Genomic DNA, 26,030 nt, shown 5'->3' with positions numbered 1-26,030 from the left:
TTTATTAACAGCACATTGTCATGTTTGATCAATATGCCTGCATGCTACTCAGCAAATGTTTCATTTTCATGACACACAAATGAATTTACATATAGCTATTTAATAAGGTGGTAGAGAGCTGATTCATTGATTACCGATAACCGCCCGGTCTTTAATTATTTATCGATAAATAAAGAAGAAATTAAGAAAAAGAAGCTACGGCCGATAAACATTCACAATGATTGACGTAATTACCGATTGTTATCACAACAAACTAACGCATCTATGAATATCTGGAATCTAAAAAACAAATCAGTTCTAATCGTTGATGATTTCGACAAAATGCGCTTGCTTATACGCGAAATACTCTCACCTTTGATGCCGCAAAAAATCACAATGGCCAAAAATGGCGAGGAAGCCATCGAATTACTTGAAAAGCAGTGTTTTGATATTGTGCTGTGTGATTACAAGCTCGGGGACGGAAAAGATGGTCAACAAGTTCTGGAAGAAGCTCGCCATCGTGACCTGTTAAAATACAATGCAACATTTATCATGATTACAGCGGAGAACACGTCTGCAATGGTCATGGGAGCCATCGATTTTTTACCGGATGATTACATTTCCAAACCTTTTACACCTTCACAATTACAGAAACGCCTGGAAAAGGCTTCCCGAAAAAAAGCTCAACTCGACAATATAGCTACTGCCATTTACGATAAAAATTATTCCAAAGCCATTACATTATGCGAGCAAAGACTTCAGGAGAGTCCGACTGGCCAGATGGAAGTTCTGAGAACAAAGGGTGAGTTACTCAAAAAGCTCGGTCGCCTGAATGACGCCGAAAATTTTTACACATCACTTCTGAAAGAAAGAAATATACCCTGGGTAAGACAGTCTCTTGGACAGGTATATTTTCAAAAAGGAAATTATTCTGAAGCAGAAACGCAATTTAAATTGCTGCTCAAAGACAACCCCGCAAATGTAAATGCACTGGACTGGCTTGCCAGCACGCTGGAAAAACAGGGCGAATTGGAGAACAGTCAAAATATACTGCAGCAGGCAATTCGAAGATCGCCCAAATCACCTGTCAGACAACGAAAGTTAGCAGCTATTGCACTCATAAACGGTGCCTATGATGTTGCCGAGAAAGCATACGAATATGCCATAAATGAATGCAAGCACTCCTGTCTTAGCAGTATGGCCGATTGTTCCGGTCTGATTAAATCCATGATAAAACAAGGCAAAACAGAAGAAGCGTCCAAATCAATTGAAAATATACAAAAGAATTTTAAAAACAATCCCGAAGCCCGATTCCATACGGCGCTAGCCAGTTCAGTTCTGTATCGTGAAACCAATGAACTCGAAAAATGCAGAAAAAACCTTGAAACTGTATTAAAACTAATAAATTCGCAATCAGAGGAGATCAGTACGGAAGCCGCACTGGACATCACTAAAAATTGCCTGGCACTTGATAATCCTGAATTGGCAATTAACGTTATCAAACAACTGGTCAACAATCACTCTGAAAATGAACAATTGATGAATCAGGTCAGAGATATTTACGAAAAAGCGGGCAGATCCGAAGAAGGCAATGCAATCATTCAAAACACAAAAAAAGAAATTATTAGAATCAATAATGAGGGCGTAAAGTTGGCTCAGGATGGCAAACTGGAACAATCGATTGATTTCTTTATTCAGGCAGCTAAAGGCCTGCCAAACAATGCAACGATTAATTTTAATGCTGCCTACTCAATGATCCAGCAAATGAAGAAAACAGGCGATACCGGCAAATATTTTTCATTATCCAAAACACTTCTCGAACAGGGTCATAAAATCGATCCCCATAATCAGAAGTACTTTCAGTTGATTAAACTCGTTGAAGATTTAAGCAGTCAGGCAGCTTGAAACAATCATCATAAAAGGACAACCATGAAAACAATCAATTTTTCAACTGTGCTGGCCAGTGCTGTTCACGATATAAAAAACGCGCTCAACATATTGATCAATAATATTGATGCAATCAGCAATACCACGGTTAATGCAGAAAATAAAACCGAACTGGAGCAATTGCAATATCAGGGGAAACGCATTAATAATCATCTGATTCAATTACTGGTCTTGTATCGTATTAATCAATCACAATATTTCCCCAATCTCATGGAAACCGGGATCAAGGAGTTTCTCGATGAAGCAATTGACCAGTATACATCCCTGTTTGCTCTCAAAAACATCACACTCACAGTGGACTGTACAGATGATTTGTATTGGTATATCGACTGTGATCTCATCAATGGCGTTTTGACCAATATCATGAATAATTTATACATGCATGCAAAATCAAAAATTGAAATCAGCGCTCGACAGGAAAGTAACACCCTTATTTTACAAATTAAAGATGATGGCTTTGGTTTTTCCGATGAGATGTTGTTAACGCCATTCTGCAGTCAACAGAAAAAATTCAATTTCAATTCCAGCAGTACAGGGCTTGGACTTTATTTTTCCAGCATTGCTGCTGAAATGCATCAGAATAACGGGAAATCCGGTTATATCTCCACCAGCAATGACGGACTCAATGGCGGCGGTTGTTTCTCTATTATGCTGCCTTAATTTCCTACAGCTTTCTACGAATACTACACGCGATCTTTATCGGAAATAATCGGGTATTATTATCAATTATTACAAATTTTCTTCAATTGTCACAAAATTGTAACCTAATTTTTATAGCATTCTTGGAAAGTTAACTGAGATTTAAGTGAATAATCACATAAATTTGTTGATTTTAGAGTCCCTAAAATACTTTGGTCAGTTATAACAATCTGATGGAGCTTCTCTCATGTCTATAACCGTACTGGTCGTAGAAGATGAACCGGCAATACAGGAACTAATTTCCTACAATTTAAAAAAGTCCGGCCTGGCGCCGGTCTGTGCGGCAAATGCTGAACAGGCGACTGTCATGGTCAACAATGTCTTGCCGGATCTGGTGCTACTCGACTGGATGCTGCCTAACTCGAGTGGCATTGAATTCGCCCGCCAACTGCGGCGCAATTCGCGCACACAAGCCATCCCGATCATCATGTTAACGGCCAAGGTTGAGTTGGATGACAAAATTTCCGGCCTGGAAGCCGGTGCGGACGACTATATTACCAAACCATTCTCCCCCCGCGAACTGATTGCCCGTATCAAAGCGGTATTGCGCCGGCGCGTGCCTGAAATATCTGATGAAATTATAGAAGCCGGTGGAGTCAAAATCGACCCTACCAAACACCGTGTATTTGCATATCTGAACGATACATCTGCCGAGCTGACCGAAGTTAAACTCGGCCCCACTGAGTTTCGCCTACTCCATTTTCTCATGGCGCACAAAGAGCGTGTCTATACCCGCACACAGTTACTGGATCGCATCTGGGGTGATCATGTTTTCATCGAAGATCGAACCGTCGATGTCCATATCCGCCGTTTACGCAAGGTATTGGAAAAAATCGGCAAAGAAGACCTGGTGCAGACCGTCAGGGGAACGGGTTATCGTTTCTCAAGCGAATATGAAATGAATCCTGAAGAAGAGCATCAACAATCCTGACGCTAACCTATCAACGCTGCAAATTTACTATCTTCTCCATCGAACAACTTTCAACTGGCATCATGCCGCGGCCAAAAAATATTCTATGAGATAAAGCCCGCCCACGCTGCCCAGAGCGGCATGAGCAAAGATAATAAGATGACGGCCGATTGGCTGGAAAGATCCGGTGCTGAGGTTTTTGGTCTCTTCATTGTAGAACCTACTGTCTATAAATTACAAGAAAATTCTACTTTTGACTTCGGTTATTTTTCGGGGGGATTACCCGAGCAATTGATATAGCCAAAGTTATAGCCAAAAGAAAATATCCAATTGGAAAACCGTGTAGTCTGGTTGGCAGTCAGCCCATCGCACAGAGGACTGACTATAGATCAATATTGAGTAGCTCATGTTCTGTTTTCATGTGCAGCATGACGGCACGCTGTATCTCATCATTATAAAACAAAAACTTATTACGACCAGCTTGTTTGCACTGATACATGGCAGCATCCGCCTGCTTCATGAGTGTTTCGATATCTTTTCCATCCTGGGGAAAAAGTGCAATGCCGATACTACCGGATGTAAATGTCTCAGATTTTTCTCTCAGAAAAACACGTTCTGATAGAACTGCAAGTATTTTTCCAGAGATCATAAGAATATCGGGAATTATTCTATAATTTTTTAAAATAATGACAAATTCGTCGCCACCCAGCCGTGCAACTATATCCGATTTACGTACGCAATTCTTCAGACGTGTTGCTATCTCTATTAATAAATTATCACCGGCATGATGTCCCAAGGTATCGTTAATCTGTTTGAATCGATCCAGATCAATGAAGAGTACAGCTAATTGTGTATTCATACGCTCTGCAATCTTCAATTCCTCAGACAAACGATCCATACACATTTTACGATTAGGCAAGCTGGTCAAGGCATCAAAATTGGCCTGATACCAGATACTTTCTTCATATTGCTTGCGTTGAGTTATATCAGTAAACATGCCGATATAATGCGTTATCACACCCGCTGTATCCTTAACCACACTGACATTCAGCCATACCAGGTATTCCTGGCCATCCGGTTTTTTGTGCCAGACCTCACCTTCCCAATGAGAATCAATGAGCAGTTTATTCCACATCTGGCGTGCAACAACCTCACCCTCCATGGCTTCACTCATAAACAGAAAATCTTCTCCTAAAATCCTTTCCGTACAATAACCGGAGACCCGGACAAATGCAGGATTAACCATACTTATTTGTCTGTCAGCATTGGCAATCATGATTGCTTCTGTAAGATTTGCAAAAACCTCAGCAGAAAGACGCAATTCTGTTTCAAATTTCTGACGCTCATTCATAAGTTGATTGAATGTTTGTGCCATAATGCCAACTTCGTCCCTTCCAGTTACCAGCAGCGGTTGATCGTACCGATGCTCTATAAACATTCTTCTCATACTACTGGAAATATTTTTGAGTTCACTTACCAGCCTGCGCATAATTAAAATACCTAGAATAAGTGATAACATCAGGGTCACCAATGTAATATTTATGAACAACCACAAACTGCGCTTCGCCGAATGCATGTTGGCAGCAGTTTGTTCATGAATACTCATTTTAAGTTGATCACTTGCTTCTTTTATCAGGTTAATCCGCTCTGTGGAATTTTTCCACCATGCAACGGCATCTTTCCCGGCCAGCCCCTTGCGAAAATATGAAATTGCTTGCAAAGCCGACGTATCATCCACCTTTGTTATCTCATCAATAGTTTGAATAGGTATTCCCTGCTGCTTCAGGGTCGTTATCTTGGCGACCATTCTAAAATAATTATCAAATGTTTCTTCAATGGCCGTCAGGTGCACATGGTCTTCTCGAGTCATTCCCGGAATATCTTTAAAGCGTTTAAAAAGGTCTTGTACTTGTGCTTCAAGATGCAAGATATTCTCCAACTGGACTTTATCGCCGTTAATGACGTAATTCTTGTAATTGTATATGAACCCTCCGTAACCGATGAGAGACTGTAATTCATTCAATAGCTCGTTGCGCACGACTTTATTAATGGCCGCATTACGAAACTCAGTTACTTTTTCATTTACAGGGTGGGATAGCTGCTGTTGAAGCATGTCACGATATTCAAGCGGCGTTTTAATTGCAAAGTTTTTCAGCAAAGTTTCCTGAGACTCGATATAGGAAATAATCTGACGAAAATAGTCTGCATTAATTTCCCCTGAGGCAAAAACCCAGATCAATGTGGCCCGCTCCTGTCCGGCGCGCTCCCGCAACCAGAGTAGGTTATTATAGGCGTCGATCAACCTGTTTAATCTCTGATTACTTGATAGTTGTTGCAGATTTCGAATAAAGTTAATGCCCTGTGCATTTAAAGCAGAAAATTTTTCAATCGTATTACCAAAGTTCACTGAATCAATGTTACTTCGAATTACCGGGAGCGCATATAACGATTTGTCCAGATCAGAAGATAGTTCATTTGCGTCGCCATTTATAAAATTGAAATCAATATCTTTCTTTTGTTGGAGATAGCTGCGCAGTGCGCTGTTAGTCAATTCGCGCTGAGCATTTATTTCTTTTTGAAAGAATGTAGAACCGGTTTCGATAAGGCCCGTACTGATCCCACGCTCTTTCTGCATTTCGAATATCAGGTTATCAAGCTTGATTACCATGGACAAAAAAATGTAAGTATGCCTGCTATTTTTGTAGTACTGGTACTTCTCCGCAGCGCCAGAAATCGCAAAAAAAAGGATTGCGATAATTGGAATAGTCACATAAAGAATGAGTTTATTACGAACACCAATGTTGTTCAGCCATCGTTGGATGTGGCGGTACATTAACGAATTCCTTTTATCGCAAAAAATCAGGCATGCAGACGTAGAGGCAAGCAATCCGATCTAATAAATATGCCTGATCCAGGTTTTATAAAGAAAGAAGCGTTTTTTTGTGTTCGAGAACAAAACCAGTCAATTTTATCGCGTTCTTTAGATAGCCAAATCAAATGACTCAACCAGTGCAGAGAATTCTAAATAATACAGACCCCACCGGATATATTGCACAGAACTTGCACAAGAAAATACCGGAAATTTCAAACCAATATGCCTTGCAACTTTACGATACCAGAAATACCTTCTTCACACCATTTCCTCATGCTAAAGATTGCACTTTTAATTACTCCTAAGGTAACCCGTTTTTCATATAAATTTGTATTTTTGCGTTTAAAATTCCCTATGACGTCAATAAAATATTCGCGGCATACTACCTACCAAAGGGCTACGCCATTGCCTGCGCGCTGCATCTGTCATTGACTAAGTTGTTTGAGAATTAGCATGTAACGCGCCGATGCTTGGCCAAATAAAGCGGAGTCCAGGCATGCGGCAGTTTATAAACAAAATGATAACGTGCCACATGGTAACTGGGATCAAAACCATAAAAATTCAGTTTCATACGACGCAGTTCTGCTTCCCGGTAGCTTTGCAAAGGTTTTTGTTGCTCATCACATTGACGCCGTTGCACTTTTAGTCGCAGACGAACAGAATAATCCGGTACATGGGCACATTGTTCAGCAAGTTGCACGATTTGTTTGATAAAAGCCTGCCGATCCAGCGCAAAACAAGCATCGATCAATCCTATACTAACGGCTTCCTGAGCACCGATCGGCAAGCGGTTGTGTGTCAACGACACGGCTGCATCCTGGCTGACACGTTTGGGCAGCAAATATGTCCAGTATTCCGATCCGTACAGATTGCCCATACTTTTATAATGCGGATTCAAAATCACACTTTTTCTTGCATAAATATAGTCCGCAGCCAGAGACAGAAAAACACCACCCGCGCCGGCATTACCTTGCAGAGCGGCGATAGTGATTTGTCGTTCACTGGTGATAATGGCACGTACTAGATCATTCATGGCGTTGATGTTACGCCAGGATTCGTCTGCAGGGCTTGCTGCCTGCTCAATATGATTGAGGTGAATGCCGTTCGACCAGAAATCCGGCCCGCCCATAAGTACAATTACTTTAACATTCTGCTTTGTGGCACGTACAAAAGCTCGTCGCAAGCGTTCACATTGTCCGGTATCCATTGCACCGTTGTAAAAGGCGAAATGCAAATAACCGACACCATTCTTCTGTTCAAACCAGATATCACGATAGGTACTATACGAACTGGTCACAAAAGGATCATAAGCGACTTCAGGCACGTCCTTGAGCACATCACCTGGAAGTTGCCGCAAAGCCATTGTAGCCGCCTGTTTGAACGAGAAACCACTTTCGGCCTGTTCAGCTTTAGGTTTTAAATAACCGATCCATACTGCTCCATCAATGGTCGCGCGGCAAAGAGCATTATTGCGCGTTGCGATAATATCTCCTGGCTCACCGGTTAAGTGTTCTTCAGGATATGCGTCAAACAAATACCAGGATGAATTGTAAATTGTGTCGAGCACACCCGGAAACCCATCTGCTGCAGCTATTTTTTTCAAGACCGTATCGGTATTATCGTGTTGCCAATTGATCGCACGATCAGTCTGACGAATGGGCCGATGCAGTCGTCCGTGCACTTCGGGATACGAATATTCCAGTGGCAGGGGTGTATAGTTACCGGACGCAAAACGTTCAACAGCTGTCAGTACGGCACAGACTGCAGCTTCAACCACCTGATGTCGATACAAACTGCTTTTTTTAGTCAAGTGAATCGACGGCATCGAAAAAGTCTCTGTAGCCCAGATATCTCCGGCATCCATTTGCGCATTGGCCTGTAAAACGGTTACGCCCCATTCTTTTTTTTCATACATGATGGCCCAATCAAGGGCGGAAGGCCCGCGGTCACCTATAATGCCGGGATGAACGACGAAACACGGAATTCTGCGCCAGATGGTTTCAGGAATAGCACGTTTCAGAAACGGCGCAATAATCAATTCGGGTTGAAATAATTCAACCGCTTCAGTGCTAACGGCATCATTGATATCAAATTCGATGGCAATGTCATGATTACGACGTGTCATTTCGACAAAAAGACGCTGTGTGAGGCTATTGAAACTGTGTGTCAGAAACAAGATCTTCACTGGTTCAATTTTGCTTCTCACCCGCAGGTATCAACAGATCCGAGGCAACTGATCGCCACTCAACCAGTCTACTACACGCCTGCCACCAAACCGGGTTTCCATTTGTACAAAAGAGTGGCTGTCTTCAATCACCTCACCGATAATGGCAGCATTTTGACCCAGCGGATGCGCTTGCATAACCGCCAGTAATTTATCAGCATCTTCAGCTGAGCAGATAGCAATCAACTTACCTTCGTTTGCAATATATAAGGGATCAAAACCAAGAAATTCGCAGGCAGCGCTTACCTGAGTTTGCATCGGAATCTGATTTTCATACAGTATCATTCCCGTACCAGATTGCTGCGCGATTTCATTAAGTGAGGCAGCAATGCCGCCACGGGTCGGATCGCGCAGCACATGAATATCTGGTGCAATTTTGACCATACTAGCCACCAGGCTATGCAGCGATGCGGTATCGGATTCGAGCGTACTCTGAAAAGACAGATCCTCACGTATCAACATAATTGCAATACCATGATCACCTACTGTACCGGATAGCAGTATTTTGTCTCCGGGTTTGGCGCGCTCCGAGGAAATGTTTACACCTTCCGGCACCGTACCGATGCCCGTCGTGGTGATAAAAACACCGTCACCGCTGCCCTGCTCTACGACTTTGGTATCTCCGGTAATAATGGGAATAGGGATTGCCCGAGCGGCGGCGGCCATAGATTCCACAATTTTCTTGAGGTCGGCAAGCGGGAAGCCTTCTTCCAGAATAAAACTGGCTGCAAGATAGCACGGCTTCGCGCCTGACATGACAACGTCGTTTACCGTGCCATTAACCGAAAGGCTGCCAATGTTACCACCCGGAAAAAATAATGGTGTGATGACATGGCTATCTGTCGACATAACCATACGCCCGCTGTAGCCCATAAAACTGGCCTGATCGTTCATTTGCCGCAACAACGGATTATCAAATGCTGTCACAAAAAGGTTGTCGATCAATTGTGTCATAGCACGTCCGCCGCTGCCATGCACCATTTCCACAAGCCCATTTTTAAAATCCAGTGGCCGCGTGTAGACTTTTTTTCTTTTGCGTGTTTGCTGCATTAATTCTTTGTCACTGTATTCCCAGGACGGGGCTCTCGAAATCTGCCATAGCGGTAATACGCAGCACAGGCTCCTTCTGATGACACCATGCAGGAACCGATCGGATTTTCTGGCGTACAGGCCGTCCCAAAAATTTTACAATCACGCGGATGTTTGACACCGCGCAAAATCGCACCGCATTCGCAGGCCTTGTTATCGGCAATTGATAACACGGGTATGTCGAAACGTTGCTCCGCATCAAAGTCAGCAAAACCGGATTTGATGCGCAATGCGCTGTAAGGCACCAGACCTAGACCTCGCCATTCAAATGATCGCCGTAGCTCAAACACTTCAGCCACCAATAATTGCGCTTTCAGGTTGCCGTCGGGCAAAACAGCACGGGTAAATTCATTTTCCACATCTGCGCGACCTGCGTTTAACTGTCGAATGAGCATCAAAATGGCCTGCATCACATCAAGTGGCTCAAACCCGGCAATCACCACGGGTTTTTGAAATTCCTCTGCAAAATAGCGATAAGGCTCACTGCCGATCACAGTCGACACATGCGCAGGACCAATGAAACCGTCCAATTGCACCAGTCCCAATTGTCGTATTTCTGGCGACTGTAAAATATGCGATATGGCAGATGGTGTTAATACATGGTTACAAAATACCGTGAAATTAGTCAACCCCAGCGCTTGCGCCTGCTTGATAATGACTGCTGTCGGCGGCGTGGTGGTTTCAAAGCCAATCGCCAGAAAAACCACCTGACGCTGCGGATTTAGTTGCGCAATTTTCAAAACATCAGCACTGGAATAAATCATGCGTATGTCGCAACCCTGCGCTTTTATTTTCAAAAGGCTGTTGCCCCCTGCAGCCGGTACGCGCAGCATATCGCCGTAGCTGCACAAAATCAGCCCGGGTGTCTGAGCCAGTTGAATCATGTTTTCCAACTTGCCCATCGGCAAAACACAAACGGGACAACCAGGGCCATGAATCATGTGAATATTATCAGGCAGCAGATCAACGATGCCATAACGTGAAATCGCATGGGTATGACCTCCACAGAACTCCATCAAACTGTATTCGCGACGCGGATCTGCTTCTACAGCAATGTTATGAGCAATTTTACGCGCCAGAGTCCCATCTCGAAATGCATCGATATATTTCATGCGTTATTTAGTAGATTGCGTATTTTCATCAATCTGATTGGACATTTCATCAAACAACAACAGTGTCTTCTCGGCTTCATCGGGGTCGAGTTTCTGCAATGCGAAACCTACATGGACGATAACGTAATCTCCCGGCTCGACTTGATCAACCAATGCCAACGAAATCTCCTTACGGACGCCTGCCAGATTAACAATCGCGTTGTCTCCTGATGTAAGCCGTTCAACAAGTGCGGGTATAGCCAGACACATTAGATAATTTCACAAAATTAATTCTGCAATACGCAGATTATGTCATAATTTGCTGTCACATTGATATATGATCCTAATAGCATGGAATGGAAGGTTTATATGCATAATCAGGCTTTATTGAGCAGTGTACTCTCTCTGCTTTTTTTCTCTATTCTACCTTTCAGTGCCAGTGCCAATGGGATATGGGTTGACGTTAACACAACCGAACATACCTTAACCGTTATGCAAGGCGATAAAGTTGAACATATATTCGAAAATATTGCTATTGGCCGTTTTGGTACTACCTGGCACAAAATAACGAAAGACGACAAAACACCACTCGGCGACTTCAGAATCGGTTGGATAAATGAACAAAGCCGCTATTACCGCTTCTTCGGATTGGACTATCCCAATCGGGAAACAGCGCAGCGTGCATTCGAAGATAATCGAATCACAGAAGAGACCTGGTTAACCATTCTGAAAGCAACCAATCAGGAGAAAACACCCCCTCAAAATACTATTTTAGGCGGCTTCATCGGTATTCATGGTATCGGTAGAGGCGATCCTGAAATACATGACCAATTTCATTGGACAAACGGGTGCATTGCTCTGACTAACAAGCAGATTGATCAATTAGGAAAATGGTTAAAACCCGGCGTTATGGTTAAGATTCGTTGACACGGGATTTTGTCGTTCAGATACATATATATTTTAGCTTCTTAAAAAGATATCCAAAATTTGCATGGAACCCATTTATTTTATTGAATAAATCAGCTAATATTCAAGATAGCTACTGATATGAAAATAATCAGGAGTGAGTTTATGAGATGGTTGAATTCATGTGTTGTAATGGTTTTTTAAAAAAAGATAGAGGAGATAAAATAGTATGACCCAAGATATTAAACGTACACTGGCATTAATCGTAACAACCGGCGCATTTATTGGTTTAACAGGATGTGCAACAACAGGTGATTTAGATTCCACCAGAGGAGATTTGCAAACTCAAATCGATAGACTGTCTGCTGATGTTTCTGCCGCCAAATCAGAAGCTGCTGCTGCCAACTCAAAAGCAAATGATGCTGTCAATATCGCCAATGAAGCAAATAGACGCTCAATGGATACAGCAGAAAAAATTGATCGTATGTTCAGAAAAACAATGCAAAAATAAGCTTTTGTTTTCTGGCCTATTTGTAACAAGCCCCTCGTTTTGAGGGGTTTCTTGTATTTTTTTACGATTCTATATTTCCATTTCATCGGCCATTACCGCACGGTCATGAGCCCATGCCCGCAGTTTACCAATCCGCTCCGCCATTACCACAGCCAATGGACGCGTGCGTTCAAGTTCTCGCAGAATATCATCCGAAGTAAGCGCAGTGTTATTATCACGTGCTCTGACCTCAAAAATAGCGGCAATCACAGCCTGCTCAATCTCAGCACCGGAAAAACTGCTGGCACTGGCAGCCAATCCGGCCAGGTCAAAAACTGCCGGATCAAAACCACGTTTCTTTAAATGAATGGCAAAAATCTGTTCCCGTGCTGCAGCATTCGGAAAGTCTACAAAAAAGATTTCATCAAATCGCCCTTTGCGGATGAGTTCAGGTGGCAGCGTTGATATATCGTTGGCCGTAGCTACAATGAATACAGGTTTTGCCGCACTACTGCGCTCGGACAGCCAAGTCAGGAATGTACCAAGTATACGCCGAGACACGCCACCATCCTGTTCGGAAGCACCCGCTCCAAGCCCTTTTTCAAGCTCATCTATCCATAATACACAAGGCGCCATACCTTCTGCTGCAGCAAGTGCGGTACGCAAATTACGTTCGCTCTCACCGTAAAATTTATTATAGACCGCACCAAAATCCAGACGCATCAACGGCACGTTCCACTCCCCGGCAATTGCGCGCGCTGCCAGGCTTTTACCCCCGCCCATCACTCCGAGTAACAATATTCCTTTCGGTCTATCCAGTGCTGCCGTCTTGAGATCAAGAAACGGTTTATGACGCAGTGTGACCCAATGCTTCATCCGCGCAAGTCCGCCAACAGCGTTAAACTTGAGCACTGATTCTTCAAAGCCGAGCACCCCGGCCCCACCCAATGCTTTATGCTTAATTGACAGTATACGGCGAATATCATTCTGATTAATTTCACCATCGGCCCGCAACGCCTGGCGTACCAGACGACGCACATCTTCGAATTCAAGTCCAAGCAGATGCATAATGAGCAGATCAACCGTATGACGATCACCGCGGACTTTATTACCATTCTGCGTCTGGTATAATTGCGCTTCATTGATGACGATTGCTTTAATATCGTCCCGTGACGGCAGTCTCGGTTTGAAATGTCCTGCCAGCCGCAATAATTCCGAGGGAACCTCTTCCAAAGTCGGACTGACAAATACCAGTGTGCGACCGCATTTTGCGTGATCCATCGCGATTTCCCGAATCAACCTCACAACAACAGCATCTTTGAATCCAGGATGTGCGTCACATAATACGTAAACACCATTTTGTAAAGATTTATCGATATGCCTGAGACAGTCAATTAACTCGTTTGTCTGATAAATGGCTTTGCCATGATCATCACCTGCTTTAGCGGCTTGAATGCCGCCCACAAACCCGCCGCCAGTCCCCATAACCCGGCCAAGTCCATCAACAATGCTCCAGCGCATCATCAGTTGATTCTCCAGATTGGCTGCCTGCGTCAGCAATTTCAGCATGCGCGGTTCTTCATGGGTTTCAATCAGAATCAACGGGACTCTGGCGCGTATTAAAGCTGAAAGTTCGTTAATTTGAGCGCGTTCGTTCATATGGCAATTCTTATGCGATTATTCGGTAATGTAATAGTCTTGCAACGGCTGTGGCCTGATCAATCTTGAATGCAATAACAACGAGACCGTTTTTCAGAGTGAATTTAGAATTGAATCCAACGCTGCGAATATATGGGCTTGACTGAGACGGTTTCTCCACCAGTAAAAATTAAGGAATATAGTAAAACCAGCTTGATTATCTTTGACAAAGTTGGCAGTTTATTACTGAAGTCCTTCAAGGAAGGATAAATAAACGAGACTTTTTTCAACCCTACAACGGACAGTTGCTACTTGAATCCGCACTATATACATAGAAGTATCGATTTAATCTGACACTGCGTTATTTTTAAATAACAGATAAAGGCTTGATGGATATGACTCAAATAGAAAATCATATCAAACCGAAACTGGGTTTATTGGAACTGGCCAGGTGACGTAAAAACGTTCAACAAGCGTGCAAGGTGATGCGCTATAGCCGGGACAGTTATTATCAATTTAATTCAATATGACACTCAGGATGCCTTTACAATCTTTGCCAACAGTACCATGTGCAATACGCTGCATGGTGCCATCGCCACTGAGTGTGGAGGTATTCAGCGACGCTCCAAGCGCGAAAGTCTCGCCAGTAGCCGACGTATATAAAATGGAGACCTGGAAGTTGCTCGTTACAGGGTTGAAAACAGTGCTTCCTCTGGCAGGATATGTAAATCCATTGGACTTCGCCACCGCCTTGCCATCCAGCGTATAAGTATTCTGGTCAGGCAAATGCTGCAAGTCGAAGTCAAAGATGACGTTCTCCGAGCAACCCATTCCATCCCATTCAAGAGTAACCGGATCCGCCTTACTATAGGATATAGGTCCAAACATAACACCCAAAGCAACAAAAACTACAGTAATCAGTTTATTCATTTCATAGCATCCCTTATTAATGGCCGCAATCGCTACCCTTGACTTATGGAGTCAGATATATACCCAGTTTATAAGCAAAAATTAAGCCTGTTTTGACATAAGCTGTAAATTCAATAAATTATTTATTACCCCCTCCTGCAATACAATATAAAAGTAAAATATTTCGACAATAAGGGCTAAAGCCGTGTTGTAAAAAATGGGCGTACTCAGAGTTAACCAACGCTTTCTAATAGAAAGACTGATCTGACTTTCAATTCTGTTTTTGAAAATTCCCGATTAAATCCACACTTTTACATTTGAATTACAGGAAAACTAAATTTCATTTTCTAGGCTATTGATCTGCGACACCTGATAAGAGATTTCTCGGGGGTCTTCTGATAGTTTCAGCAATCATATGAGAAAGACTCTTTACGCCAAGTTCAGATGTCAGCATAATTTTGTCGTCTAACCCTGGATAAAAAGATACCACTTTATCAAGCTGTATATCATGCAGAATTATGATCATTTTTTTTGATAACAGCTTCTTTAATTCATACTCGGTCCATTTCCGGCCAAAGTATTCCTCACTTAAAATAACCACCCCGAATGGGCATGCGTTCAGCCCAACATTGATACATTGCAGCAAAGAGTCATTTGCGGCTAACGTTGCAGAATCAAACCAAACCTTAAGCCCTCTCATTTTTATTTCATCGGCCAGATTGTTGGCAAAACCTTTCTGAGCTGTCTGATAGCTGATAAAAACATCCCATCTGTTTTCTGTTATCCAATAAGCTTCATAGTTATATATGATTACCCCAAATTCTTTGGAATCTTTGGGAAGCTGAACGTTTTCCCAATCAATCCAGTCATCCGTATAGGGTTGACGAACCAATTCAAAGTTAACACCCTTTTTAGCAAGATATGATTCCAGTTTGGAATCTATCTGGCCACGTTTAATGTCCGTAGCATCAAATGAATCGCCGTGAAATTTACACGCTGTAAAATTACAGTTGTAGAAATGTGCATGACTCAGTTTTAAAGCGTTAATCTCTGCGCCAACAAACGAAGTATGCCGGTTCTTCCATAGATAGGATTCAATCCTATGGATTGTCGATTTGTTCAAACAGCATTTATTAAGATCAGTACCTTTTATTTCAGCGTCATCAAAACTTGATTCGCTAAAATCGGTCAGTGTTGCTGAAACGCCATTAAACCTTGCACGAATCAAATCGCAATTGGACATATTCACATTTAAAAGGCGAGTGCCGTCAAAGTTGGTTGCACCAAAATTTGCGCGCGATAAATTGGCGTTTCGTATGTCCAAATGTGAAAGATCCATTGTGTCGTCGCGGTATCGATTCCATTCCGATACTCCGGCACAAAGCAGCTCAACGCTTTTTTGATTGTCCACTATTTTCCCTGTACATCACATCCGAATGTTGCCATGACTAAATATTATATCCGCATTAGAAAAGGAGATTTGATTAAACCAACTCAGAAGAAAGTTGCAAAATAATCGAATCCTGAAAACATAGATTTTGAATTATTTACAAGCGAGTGTCTAAGTATGTGGAAGAAATACTAAAACGCGGAGCAAGTCAGAAAATCAATTTGATATATAATCCATTGATTTTATTGGTGGGCGGTTCGGGGGTTATCTCGAACCAAAAAAATGAGAACTTACCAGAGTGCAGCCGGAATAACAAGGCGTCTGCATCAGAGCTAAATTCGGCATTCAGCGCAGAAACATGCCGAGAGCTTTTCGATACGCTGGCGCAATGGAACAATTATCTTGAAGATCATGTTCCATATTTTCAAAGCCAAACACAGGAGCCGACACCATGAGCGGCTCTATCAATACTTTATCTGTGGGTGATGCGTTTTCGGTCAGTGCGGCCCGCCCCCGCAACAAACCCAAACGGCGCTATACGCCGCCATTTTCTTTGCGCCTCACGGTCGAAGAACGCAAGCGGCTGAATGAAATGGCGGGTAATCAACCGCTGGGGTCTTATATTCGTGATCGCCTGTTTGGCGCAAAGGCCGTAAAACGCCGCAAGGTTAAAAAGCCGACCGTTGATAGCGCTATGCTCGCACTGGTGCTGAGTGAATTGGGCCAGTCACGGCTGGCTTCCAATATTAACCAACTGGCCAAAGCCGCCAATATGGGCGCGCTCGATATAACCCCGGAAATTGAGAAAGAGATTGAGCAAGCTTGCCGGGAAATTCAGACCATGCGAGCCTTGCTCATTGCAGCCCTTGGCGTAGTGCCGGAGCAAGATGAATGATCCTTGTTGGCAACCAGCGCGGCGGGGCCAAGAATTTGGCTTTGCACCTGCTCAAAGAAGAAAATGAGCATGTCGAAGTTCACGAAGTGCGCGGCTTTGCCTCGCATAACCTTATCGCCGCGCTGAATGAAGCCTATGCGATTAGCCTCGCCACGCGCTGCAAGCAGTTTTTATTCTCGCTCAGCCTTAATCCACCAAAAGATGAAAATGTTTCGACTAAAGTCTTTAAACAAGCCATTGAGCAAGCCGAGGAAAAACTTGGTTTAACTGGCCAGCCCCGCGCTATCGTCTTTCATGAAAAGAAAGGGCGCAGGCATTGTCATGCTGTGTGGTCACGGATTAACGCAGCGGAAATGAAAGCGGTGCAGCTTTCTTTTACCAAACGTAAGCTGAGCGGCCTATCGCGTGAATTGTTTCTGGAACATGGCTGGGAGATGCCCACTGGGTTAAAGCAGTCTCATGCCCGCGATCCGCGTAACTTTACACTGGCGCAGTGGCAACAGGCCAAGCGCATTGGTAAAGACCCGAAACAAATCAAGGCCGTGTTTCAAGAAAGCTGGTCGGCCAACGATACACAAGGCGGTTTTGCTCATGCATTGAAAGAAGAAGGCTATGTCCTTGCGCGTGGTGATCGGCGCGGCTTTGTCGCGGTGGATCATCGGGGTGAAGTTTTTGCTATTTCAAAGTGGGTTGGCATTAAAGCAAAGAAAGTGCGCAGTAAATTGAGCGATGAGCAAAGCTTGCCGTTGGTCGATGAGGCCAGAATCCTGATTGCGAAGGATATGACCTTGCGGCTGGATACGCTGTTTCAAGAACAAGCAAGCGCATTTGAAGCCCGCATGGCGCAGCTTGAAGAAAAGCGCCAATCAATGACGCGCCAGCACAAGATTAAGCGGCAAAAACTGCGCGATGGACAGCATTTGCATTGGCAACACAAACAGCAGGAATGGCGCAATAATCTTAACAAAGGGTTTCGCGGTCTGTTTGACCGCATTACCGGAAAGCGGCGCAAAATCGAAGAACGTAACGAACAGGACGCTTGGCAGATCAAATTAGACCAGCAGAAAGAGCGCGATACGCTGATTTTTAGCCAGCTTGAAACAAGCCGCACCCTACAATCACGTATCGAGCGGTTGGAAGCGCTGAAATTTCACCGGCTGGATGAGCTGGAGCGCGATAAGTCGCAGTATCAAGATATGCGTCAGCAACGTATTGAGCAGCTCGAAACACAGCGACAAGAACAAAACCGCAGCCGTCCACAGCCCCGCCAGCGCGGCCCGGATTGGTTGCTCTGATATTTGGCGCTCAATGGTTGTATATGCGCTGGGCCGGGGGATTAATTACGCGCAGGGAAAACTTAATGGTGGGTTTTTTGTTATTGACATCCGCAGGTTGTCTTAATCTATTGATATATAGATAAACTTTGACATCCCTGAAATCGATCATTATGGTGCTTACGATTGAAGGGAAGTTGAAAATGGAAAAGTTTTTATTACTGTTGTTTGTTGGGTTAACAATATCTAGTTGTTTACCGGAAGAGAGAGATTCAAGTGCGGTGCGGGTTGAAATCGCCGGGCGAGTTTTTAAGGTTCCCAAAGGATATTTTGACGGCGCGGGCGCATATGGAAAAGATACAGAAAGTGTTGTGCTGGAATACTCTTTGCCGGGATTTGAGGTTTTGCCAGAATATTCTCAACACAAAGCGGAGCGCCAAAAGCTCATCAGTGCAGGGCGAATGCGAGGAATGCTTTTGCAGAATGAAGCCAATAGACCTTCGTTCAATCCTGTTGTAAAGGAACATATGCGCAGCGCAGATTTTAAAAAAGAAGAGAACCTAGTCTATGGACTAGAAAAATATGTCCATCAAGTTCCTGAACCTATATCACCGGACCCGAATTATGGTCCAAATATTCAGAATGACATTCTTATAGAAAGAAGTAGCGATGGATCAGTCAAAAGCTATTTACGCTGTAGTCCGCCGGGGAAGTATGAAATTCCGGGTTGTGAGCACAGATTTATAGATAAGGGGCTTCTATACGATATTCACTGGCGCATCCAAGAGCTTCCAAATTGGCGGGCGCAAAGAGAGGCAGCCATTCAGTTTATCGATTCCTTGGAATATATACGGCCAAATAGACTTTTGGAAACATTGGAAAAACATCAATCTTCTCTACCCTTTAAAGAACAGGAATAAGCACCATGGGACTTTCACAAACTGAACGCACAGAAGCACTAGCAATTCTTGGTGATCAAACAAAATCTAAAACCGAAAGAAGTCGTGATTTTTACTCTTATTTGAATGATAAAGGTGAAGATTATGGCCGTTTGGGCTTGGGCGTTACAGAGAACAACACATGGCAAGGCAAGTGGGCGAATGGCTTTGCAGAAAGCGCCGCGCAAAATAATGGCGGCGGTTTTGAACATGGATCACAAAAATGGGTTGATACGAACTTTCGTTTAGCCGAACGGCACATGCAAACCTATATCGACAACCAAGGTGAAACACCTGGACGTTCCGATATTCAACAATACCATAATGCAGAGTATCTTTTTCAAGGCCTAAACGTTAACGACTGGCTGCCAAACAAAATGCTTAATGAATCTAGTGATCCGGATGGGCTTTGGGTTGACTGGATGCGCAATGATAATCCGGCGGATGTGATGCAGGATGCTGTTCTTACTGCAAAAGCCGGGGGCGCTATCATAATTCCGCCTTTCTTCATGGTACAAGCGATCAGTGACCCGCAAGGGCTTCCTGAGGCAATGGAGTTTGCGCGTAATCTTCATGGGGGTATGACGAATGTAATGTCTGACCCAAATGTTCGCAGAGATTTCCTGAAGGATTTATTTGGTGATGCTGTTGGGGGAATCCTGGACGATTTATATAATGTTCCTAGCGACGTATCTGGTGTTCCTGACGATTACGGCTGGGCTTTGGGTAATCCGGATGCAATTATAGGTGAGCTTGCTCCATGGCTTCAAGATGCTCTTGCGCCGATAGACGGTGAACCCGGAGAGCGGCCTGCTTTGTCCGGAGGGTGCCCGCTTATAATTGATATGGACGGAGGCGGGATTGAGCTGATTTCGTTTGAAAACTCCAGCGTTTATTTCGATTTCCTCGGCAATGATGTGGCTGTAAAAATGGGCTGGGTGGGGGCTGATGATGGTTTTCTTGTCCATGATCTGAACGGCGACGGGCAGATTGAAAGCGTGGAGGAAATGTTCGGCTCAAAATACGGGCGGTCCTATTTGATGACCACGATTCAAGAAGATATTGACGACCATAACGGCTTTGCGGCTTTGTCGGTGTTTGATAGCAATAGCGATGGGCAAATCTCCGCGCTTGATACGGTGTGGGGCGATTTACAAGTCTGGCAAGATGCGAATAGCGATGGCGTGACCGATGCCGGAGAGCTGATCACTCTTGACGGGGCCGGAATTGAAAGCATTGATCTGGCTGGGGTGGTGACGAAACTAGGCGAAGGCCCCTTTGCGGAGGAAATCGAGGGTCACAGGGTCACGCATTTTTCAACCGTAACGATGAGCGATGGCGCAGAGCGCGAGATTGTCGATGCCTGGCTGAATACGGATTTGATGGATGCATATTATGCTGGGGATTATACGCTCGATGTGCGCACGCTCTTTTTGCCGACATTGCGCGGCTATGGACAGCTCCCCGATCTGCATATTGCCATGAGCCTTGATAACGGCGCGGGCGGTTTGCTGGAACAAATGCAGAGCTTTGCAACCAGCCATACATTTGAAGAGATGTTCGGGCAGTTTGATGCGGTGCGCGGCGAGGTGGAGGATATTCTTTATGCATGGGCCGGGATTGATGAAGCCGCTATGCGCGCAAATCCGGATTTTAGTGATAACGGGCTTTATAACCTCATGCCTGAATATCATTTCGTGCGTACATTCATGGGGCAAAACACGGAATATGTCGGGACATGGTTTGACCGGACGGGGCTAATGCCGCGAGCCATAGATGGCATAAGCGCAATCACGGAAAGCTATCAGAATTTAGTGGATGCTTTAACCGCGCGGCTGGTGTTCCAAAGCGGCGGCAATGCGCTGTTTGATAGCGGGGTGAGCTATAGCCCATTCTCAGACACATTTGAAGGGACATTCGCGCTTTCGCAAACTGCGCTTGATTTGCTCGAAGCCGAAGCAACCGGGCATGCAGATCTTCTGGGTTTCTGGAATGGTTTCGCGAAATATCTGGATAATACGCAAGAGATCATAAATTTAACCCCTGCCGAGGTCACGATGCTGGAAACGGCTGTGAGCGATAGTAGCGGCGGCGCTCTCGGGTGGGGCGATGTTATAAACACGCTAAGCGTTAATGTAATGCAGGCAGCCGATGGTGGGGATAGTGTTACCGGAACAGCTTTTGATGATGAAATCACCGGCAGCTATGAAAGTGACACGCTTTATGGCGGTGATGGCGATGATGTGTTTATTGAAGATGCAACGCCGGGGCCTAATAACGGCATCTCTGATGATATTTACATTGGAGGCAAAGGAAATGACACATATATAGATGGCTTTGGAAACGATATTTTCCAATATGACTATGGCGATGATGTCATTCTTTTAGGCCATGGTGGCACTGATTATCAAACGACCACGGATGCCATTCGCTTTGGCGCGGGGATCACGCTCGAAGATGTCAGCTTTCATCTGTCAGAGGTTTTGAATAACACGCCCAATGGAGAATTCAACACTATTAAAGTTGCCGGGCGCGGCACGATTTCAATTCAGGATATTAGTGCAAATGCTTATGAAATCATTGACGAACTGCATTTTGATGATGGAACAATCATCGATTTTTCTACCTTCTTCGCGACCTATCACGGCGATCGGCATGATAATAGCTTTGGCGTAAATGTAGGACAACGCTGGCATATGCTAGGCGATGCGGCGATTTATGGCTACGAAGGTAATGATCAACTCACTGCGGGAGGGATGGCTGCCGGCCGGAACGTCACAATGTATGGCGGCTCAGGTGATGACACGTTCGCCCCGTTGGACGCCAATGGCGTAGTTTACGGCGGTAGCGGTAATGATGTGGCGCTTCTGGGAAGCGGCGATGATATTTATCACTATGAAAGCGGCAATGACATTATCCGCACTGGTGGCGGCGGGCAAAACACAATCACCCTGCCGGAAAATGTGACGCTGAGTGATCTCAATTTTTATCGCTATAATGATCCGCGAAAAGGTAATCCACAAATATTGGATGCCAAAATTGATGTTGATGGTTTAGGCTCAATTTCTATTTGGCAGCAGTTTATCGGCACAGCCTATCAGATTGTACAAACGTTGCAGTTTCATGATGGCTCAACTGCCGAGTTAGCCGATCAAAGCTTTCTAACAATTGGTACCGATGGCGATGATAGATTTTATGGCGGCTATGGCTGGCCAAATGATGACGACACCTATTTATTTAGTTCTGGCAAGGACACTATAAGCGACTCTAGTGGCACGGATACGCTGTTATTTGGGCCGGGAATTACATTTTCTGATTTGAATATATACCGCGTGGCCTATGCAAAAACCGATACCAACATTTGGCGGGGCAATGATCTATTTATAGAAGATCAAAATGGCAATTCCATGGAAATAGAACTTTATGACCTTGATTATCTGTCTAACGATTACGCGCTTGAACATTTGAAATTCTCAGATGGGTCTGTGATTAATCTTACTGATTTAGAGATCGAAGTGCATGGCACCGATGCGGCTGAAAATTTTTATTGGGTGAGAAAAGATGCTTCTGACGATGATACGTTTTTTGGGTATGGTGGGGATGATAACCTTTATGGCGGTGAAGGCAATGACATCTTACATGGCGGGGCCGGAGATGATGATATTGATGGCGGTAGCGGCATTGATGAATCCGTTTACCAGGGTTATTACGCTGATTTTAGCATCACCGCTGATACCTATTATACGTATGTAAGTGATACAGTCGGAAACGAAGGCAACGATAGGCTCAGAAAAGTTGAAACGCTGCGCTTTGCTGATGGCACATATGACGTGGCAAGCGGTGTATTTACGCCTGCTCTTGTCAATGCCGCGCCTGTCGCTGAGGATGACAGCGCAGTAACAGCGCAAGACACATCTGTCATCATTGACGTGTTGTCTAACGACAGTGATCCGGATGGCGACCTGCTTTCTGTGGCGCAGCTTGGTGCGGCGCTGCATGGCTCTGTCGTGCAAAATGCGAATGGTACGCTTACCTATACGCCGGATGCTGGCTTCTCTGGTGCAGACAGCTTTACCTATACCGTCTCCGATGGCGTGGACACGGGCGGCGCGACGGTAAATATCACTGTGCAGGCGGCTACGGGCGGCGGCGATGTGAATAACGCGCTGCAAACTCTTGTGCAAAATGCCGATTATGAGGGCGCGGATGCTATTCTTGCTGGCCTAAACGCGCAAGAAATGGGCAGCCTTTCCGGCGATACCCTGTCCGCCCTGCTTGGCGCAGGCATTTACCTGATGAGCGATAGTGGCAATTATCTTTACAACGCAGGCAGCTATCATTCTGTGCATAGTTTGGGCGGGAATGACACAATATTTGGCGGCACCAATAATTCCCGTCTGTTTGGCGGCGACGGTAATGACAAATTATATGATTATCGCGGCGGGGATGATTACCTGAATGGTGGCGATGGCGATGATTATCTCAGCTCAGGTGACGGTGATGATGTTTTATATGGCGGCGACGGCGCAGATACACTTGTTGGCGGCGCAGGCGCTGATACATTTGTCTTCCGGCAAGGTGATAGCGGTATTGATAAAATCTATATGAATATTGCGGATGCAGACCGGCTTGATGTTTTGGATATGTTAACCGGTTATGATCCTGCGCAAAATGCCCTTGGTGATTTTGTTCAGCTTACAAGCGATGGGTTTTCAACTCACGTTTTTGTGGACGCGGACGGGCAAGGCCCCGGCAATGCAACCGAGATTGCGGTTCTCTACGGCAATTCAGGCGTTAATATTCAAGATGTGATCGATACTGGAAGCGTTGTTAATGCAAATAATTCTCCAGTAGCGGTCAATGACAGCGTTGTAACAACAAAGAACACCGCCAAGGTTATAGATATTTTGAATAACGATAGTGATCCGGATGGCGACCCGCTTTCTGTGACGCAGCTTGGTGCGGCGCTGCATGGCTCCGTCACGCAAAATGCGAATGGTACGCTCACCTATACGCCCGGCGCTAACTTCTCTGGCGCGGACAGCTTTACCTATACCATCTCTGATGGTGTGGACACAGATACGGCCAGCGTTTTTGTGCAGGTCACGGCGGTCAATGCCGCGCCTGTAGCTGAGGATGACAGCGCAGTAACAGCGCAAGACACATCTGTCATCATTGACGTGTTGTCTAACGATAGTGATCCGGATGGCGACCCGCTTTCTGTGACGCAGTCTGGTGCGGCGCTGCATGGCTCCGTTACGCAAAATGCGAATGGTACGCTCACCTATACGCCCGGCGCTAATTTCTCTGGTGCAGACAGCTTTACCTATACCATCTCCGATGGCGTGGACACGGGCGGCGCGACGGTAAATATCGATGTGCAGGCGGCTACGGGCGGCGGCGGTGATGTGAATAACGCGCTGCAAACTCTTGTGCAAAATGCCGATTATGAGGGCGCGGACGCTATTCTTGCTGACCTAAACGCGCAAGAAATGGACAGTCTTTCCGGCGATACCTTGTCCGCCCTGCTTGGCGCAGGCATTTACCTGATGAGCGATAGTGGCGATTATCTTTACAACGCAGGCAGCTATCATTCTGTACATAGTTTGGACGGAAACGATAAAATGTTGGGCGGCACCAATAATTCTCGTCTGTTTGGCGGTAGCGGTGATGATACCTTGTATGATTATCGCGGCGGGGATGATTATCTGGATGGTGGTAGCGGGAATGATACTCTAAGCTCAGGTGACGGTGACGATATTTTATATGGCGGCGACGGCGCAGATACTCTTGTTGGCGGCGCAGGCGCTGATACATTTGTCTTCCGGCAAGGTGATAGCGGCATTGATAAAATCTATATGAATATCGCGGATGGAGACCGGCTTGATGTTTCTGATCTCATATCAGCTTATGATCCATTAAGCGATGCGATTAATGATTTTGTGCAAATTACGGACAATGGAGCGAACAGCACCCTATCCGTTGATGTTGATGGCGGCGGAGACAGCTTTGTTCAGATTGCCTCGCTTGCAGGTGTAACGGGGCTCACGAATGAAGAGGCATTGGAAACCAGCGGCATTTTGATTACGGTTTAAATCCAGAATCATTTGTGTGAGATTAAGTTCACGCAAATCATTTTACCGAAATCTGCAAGATTTCGGCGGCGCGATTTTTTGAAGCGCTCAAAATAAAAACGCTGCCAGCCTTGAGCTGATAGCGCCTAACTTACTCTAGTGGTTCCAAAAAACGTGAACTTCCTCATATCCTGTTTCTATGGTGAAAATATCGCCGCTTAGCTCTATATCCCGGCCCATGCGCTCATAGTCGATATAGTACGCCAGGTTTTCAGGAATCTGCGTTGTGCCTTCGGTCAGCTCTTCCGCATAATCCGCGAGTGATTTATAGCAGCCGCAATAATTTTCTTCTGCCGCTGTTTTAGCTTCATCCAGATTGCCACCAACATTATTCAGTAATTCACCGCCAAAATCCGGATATTCTTCAATGAAGCAAGCGATTTCATGCGCGGCTTCAAGTCCTTCATACTCACCCAATGAATAGCCATCAAATCCTTCATAGTCATGAATGGCGTATTCTTCCGCGAACCCTTCGGGGCTTTCGGCCAGCATTTGATTAACCTGATTCCAAATATCATCCAGATCGTCGGTCGCGTTAATCCAAACGCCGTGTAATTTACCATTATTGTATGCCGCCAAATCTGCAACATAAATTCTGATTTCAGTGCTCATAGTCTTTTCTCCTTAAATCGGTGTTGAGGTTTT

General features: G+C 44.8%; 20 protein-coding genes and 1 pseudogene. 12 read left to right on the top strand and 9 right to left on the bottom strand.

Annotated features, from left to right (window positions below):
* Positions 1-264: 264 nt before the first annotated feature.
* From C8R11_RS03625 to C8R11_RS16020, 4 genes are all read left to right on the top strand, one after another.
* Complete coding sequence (locus tag C8R11_RS03625; protein WP_107794523.1) at positions 265-1,884, top strand: tetratricopeptide repeat-containing response regulator; 1,620 nt, start codon at positions 265-267, stop codon at positions 1,882-1,884.
* Positions 1,885-1,908: 24 nt separating this feature from the next.
* Entirely contained in the window at positions 1,909-2,586 is a 678-nt protein-coding gene (locus C8R11_RS03620) for a sensor histidine kinase (RefSeq protein ID WP_107794522.1), read from the top strand.
* Positions 2,587-2,812: 226 nt separating this feature from the next.
* Positions 2,813-3,556, top strand: a complete 744-nt coding sequence (gene phoB, locus C8R11_RS03615) for a phosphate regulon transcriptional regulator PhoB (protein ID WP_107794521.1) — start codon at positions 2,813-2,815, stop codon at positions 3,554-3,556.
* Between the two features lie 120 nt (positions 3,557-3,676).
* Positions 3,677-3,835: a hypothetical protein gene (locus C8R11_RS16020; protein ID WP_181258146.1), complete on the top strand. Its 159-nt coding sequence runs from the start codon at positions 3,677-3,679 to the stop codon at positions 3,833-3,835.
* A gap of 82 nt (positions 3,836-3,917) precedes the next feature.
* On the opposite strand, the gene C8R11_RS16885 is transcribed toward C8R11_RS16020, so the two are convergent.
* The 5 genes from C8R11_RS16885 to C8R11_RS03590 all read right to left on the bottom strand — a co-directional run bounded on the left by C8R11_RS16885 (position 3,918) and on the right by C8R11_RS03590 (position 11,081).
* Positions 3,918-6,368: a diguanylate cyclase domain-containing protein gene (locus C8R11_RS16885; RefSeq protein ID WP_107794520.1), complete on the bottom strand. Its 2,451-nt coding sequence runs from the start codon at positions 6,366-6,368 to the stop codon at positions 3,918-3,920.
* A 487-nt stretch (positions 6,369-6,855) separates the two neighbouring features.
* Entirely contained in the window at positions 6,856-8,532 is a 1,677-nt protein-coding gene (locus C8R11_RS03605; protein ID WP_107794682.1) for an enoyl-CoA hydratase-related protein, read from the bottom strand.
* A gap of 90 nt (positions 8,533-8,622) precedes the next feature.
* On the bottom strand, positions 8,623-9,681 hold the full coding sequence (gene hypE, locus C8R11_RS03600; RefSeq protein WP_107794519.1) for a hydrogenase expression/formation protein HypE: 1,059 nt from the start codon (positions 9,679-9,681) through the stop codon (positions 8,623-8,625).
* Positions 9,681-10,832, bottom strand: a complete 1,152-nt coding sequence (hypD, locus tag C8R11_RS03595; protein ID WP_107794518.1) for a hydrogenase formation protein HypD — start codon at positions 10,830-10,832, stop codon at positions 9,681-9,683. Before hypD ends, hypE begins: the two co-directional genes overlap by 1 nt.
* Positions 10,833-10,835: 3 nt before the next feature.
* On the bottom strand, positions 10,836-11,081 hold the full coding sequence (locus C8R11_RS03590; RefSeq protein ID WP_090701558.1) for a HypC/HybG/HupF family hydrogenase formation chaperone: 246 nt from the start codon (positions 11,079-11,081) through the stop codon (positions 10,836-10,838).
* A gap of 81 nt (positions 11,082-11,162) precedes the next feature.
* Between C8R11_RS03590 and C8R11_RS03585 the strand changes: the two genes are divergently transcribed.
* Both C8R11_RS03585 and C8R11_RS03580 read left to right on the top strand, forming a co-directional pair.
* On the top strand, positions 11,163-11,738 hold the full coding sequence (locus tag C8R11_RS03585) for a L,D-transpeptidase (protein WP_244907532.1): 576 nt from the start codon (positions 11,163-11,165) through the stop codon (positions 11,736-11,738).
* A 208-nt stretch (positions 11,739-11,946) separates the two neighbouring features.
* Positions 11,947-12,228: an Lpp/OprI family alanine-zipper lipoprotein gene (locus tag C8R11_RS03580; RefSeq protein ID WP_090701553.1), complete on the top strand. Its 282-nt coding sequence runs from the start codon at positions 11,947-11,949 to the stop codon at positions 12,226-12,228.
* A gap of 69 nt (positions 12,229-12,297) precedes the next feature.
* Here C8R11_RS03580 and C8R11_RS03575 read toward each other — a convergent pair whose 3' ends face one another.
* Positions 12,298-13,866: an AAA family ATPase gene (locus tag C8R11_RS03575; RefSeq protein ID WP_107794517.1), complete on the bottom strand. Its 1,569-nt coding sequence runs from the start codon at positions 13,864-13,866 to the stop codon at positions 12,298-12,300.
* Positions 13,867-14,240: 374 nt separating this feature from the next.
* Between C8R11_RS03575 and C8R11_RS03570 the strand changes: the two are divergent.
* Positions 14,241-14,372, top strand: a pseudogene (locus C8R11_RS03570) (IS481 family transposase); the annotation flags it as partial.
* Here the strand turns inward: C8R11_RS03570 and C8R11_RS03565 are convergent.
* Both C8R11_RS03565 and C8R11_RS03560 read right to left on the bottom strand, forming a co-directional pair.
* Positions 14,362-14,775: a hypothetical protein gene (locus C8R11_RS03565; RefSeq protein WP_107794516.1), complete on the bottom strand. Its 414-nt coding sequence runs from the start codon at positions 14,773-14,775 to the stop codon at positions 14,362-14,364. The pseudogene C8R11_RS03570 and the gene C8R11_RS03565 sit on opposite strands and share 11 nt — an antisense overlap.
* Before the next feature lie 331 nt (positions 14,776-15,106).
* Complete coding sequence (locus C8R11_RS03560; protein ID WP_146159065.1) at positions 15,107-16,165, bottom strand: toll/interleukin-1 receptor domain-containing protein; 1,059 nt, start codon at positions 16,163-16,165, stop codon at positions 15,107-15,109.
* 158 nt (positions 16,166-16,323) lie between these two features.
* On the opposite strand from C8R11_RS03560, the gene C8R11_RS03555 reads away from it, so the two are divergent.
* From C8R11_RS03555 to C8R11_RS03535, 5 genes are all read left to right on the top strand, one after another.
* On the top strand, positions 16,324-16,599 hold the full coding sequence (locus C8R11_RS03555) for a hypothetical protein (RefSeq protein ID WP_107794514.1): 276 nt from the start codon (positions 16,324-16,326) through the stop codon (positions 16,597-16,599).
* On the top strand, positions 16,596-17,039 hold the full coding sequence (locus C8R11_RS03550; protein ID WP_219908535.1) for a hypothetical protein: 444 nt from the start codon (positions 16,596-16,598) through the stop codon (positions 17,037-17,039). The genes C8R11_RS03555 and C8R11_RS03550 overlap by 4 nt, the downstream gene beginning before the upstream one ends.
* On the top strand, positions 17,036-18,334 hold the full coding sequence (locus C8R11_RS03545; RefSeq protein WP_107794513.1) for a relaxase/mobilization nuclease domain-containing protein: 1,299 nt from the start codon (positions 17,036-17,038) through the stop codon (positions 18,332-18,334). The genes C8R11_RS03550 and C8R11_RS03545 overlap by 4 nt, the downstream gene beginning before the upstream one ends.
* Positions 18,335-18,516: 182 nt before the next feature.
* Positions 18,517-19,233: a hypothetical protein gene (locus tag C8R11_RS03540; RefSeq protein ID WP_146159064.1), complete on the top strand. Its 717-nt coding sequence runs from the start codon at positions 18,517-18,519 to the stop codon at positions 19,231-19,233.
* A 5-nt stretch (positions 19,234-19,238) separates the two neighbouring features.
* Complete coding sequence (locus C8R11_RS03535) at positions 19,239-25,346, top strand: cadherin-like domain-containing protein (RefSeq protein WP_107794511.1); 6,108 nt, start codon at positions 19,239-19,241, stop codon at positions 25,344-25,346.
* Between the two features lie 135 nt (positions 25,347-25,481).
* Here the strand turns inward: C8R11_RS03535 and C8R11_RS03530 are convergent, their stop codons facing one another.
* The gene (locus tag C8R11_RS03530; RefSeq protein ID WP_107794510.1) at positions 25,482-25,997 is read right to left on the bottom strand and encodes an antirestriction protein ArdA; all 516 of its coding nucleotides are present in this window, start codon (positions 25,995-25,997) and stop codon (positions 25,482-25,484) included.
* Positions 25,998-26,030 lie beyond the last annotated feature (33 nt).

The sequence above is a fragment of the Nitrosomonas aestuarii genome, from assembly GCF_003046585.1.
Classification (GTDB): domain Bacteria; phylum Pseudomonadota; class Gammaproteobacteria; order Burkholderiales; family Nitrosomonadaceae; genus Nitrosomonas; species Nitrosomonas aestuarii.
The sequence above is the reverse complement of the archived record's forward strand: the minus strand, read 5'-3'. Positions and strand labels throughout refer to the sequence as shown.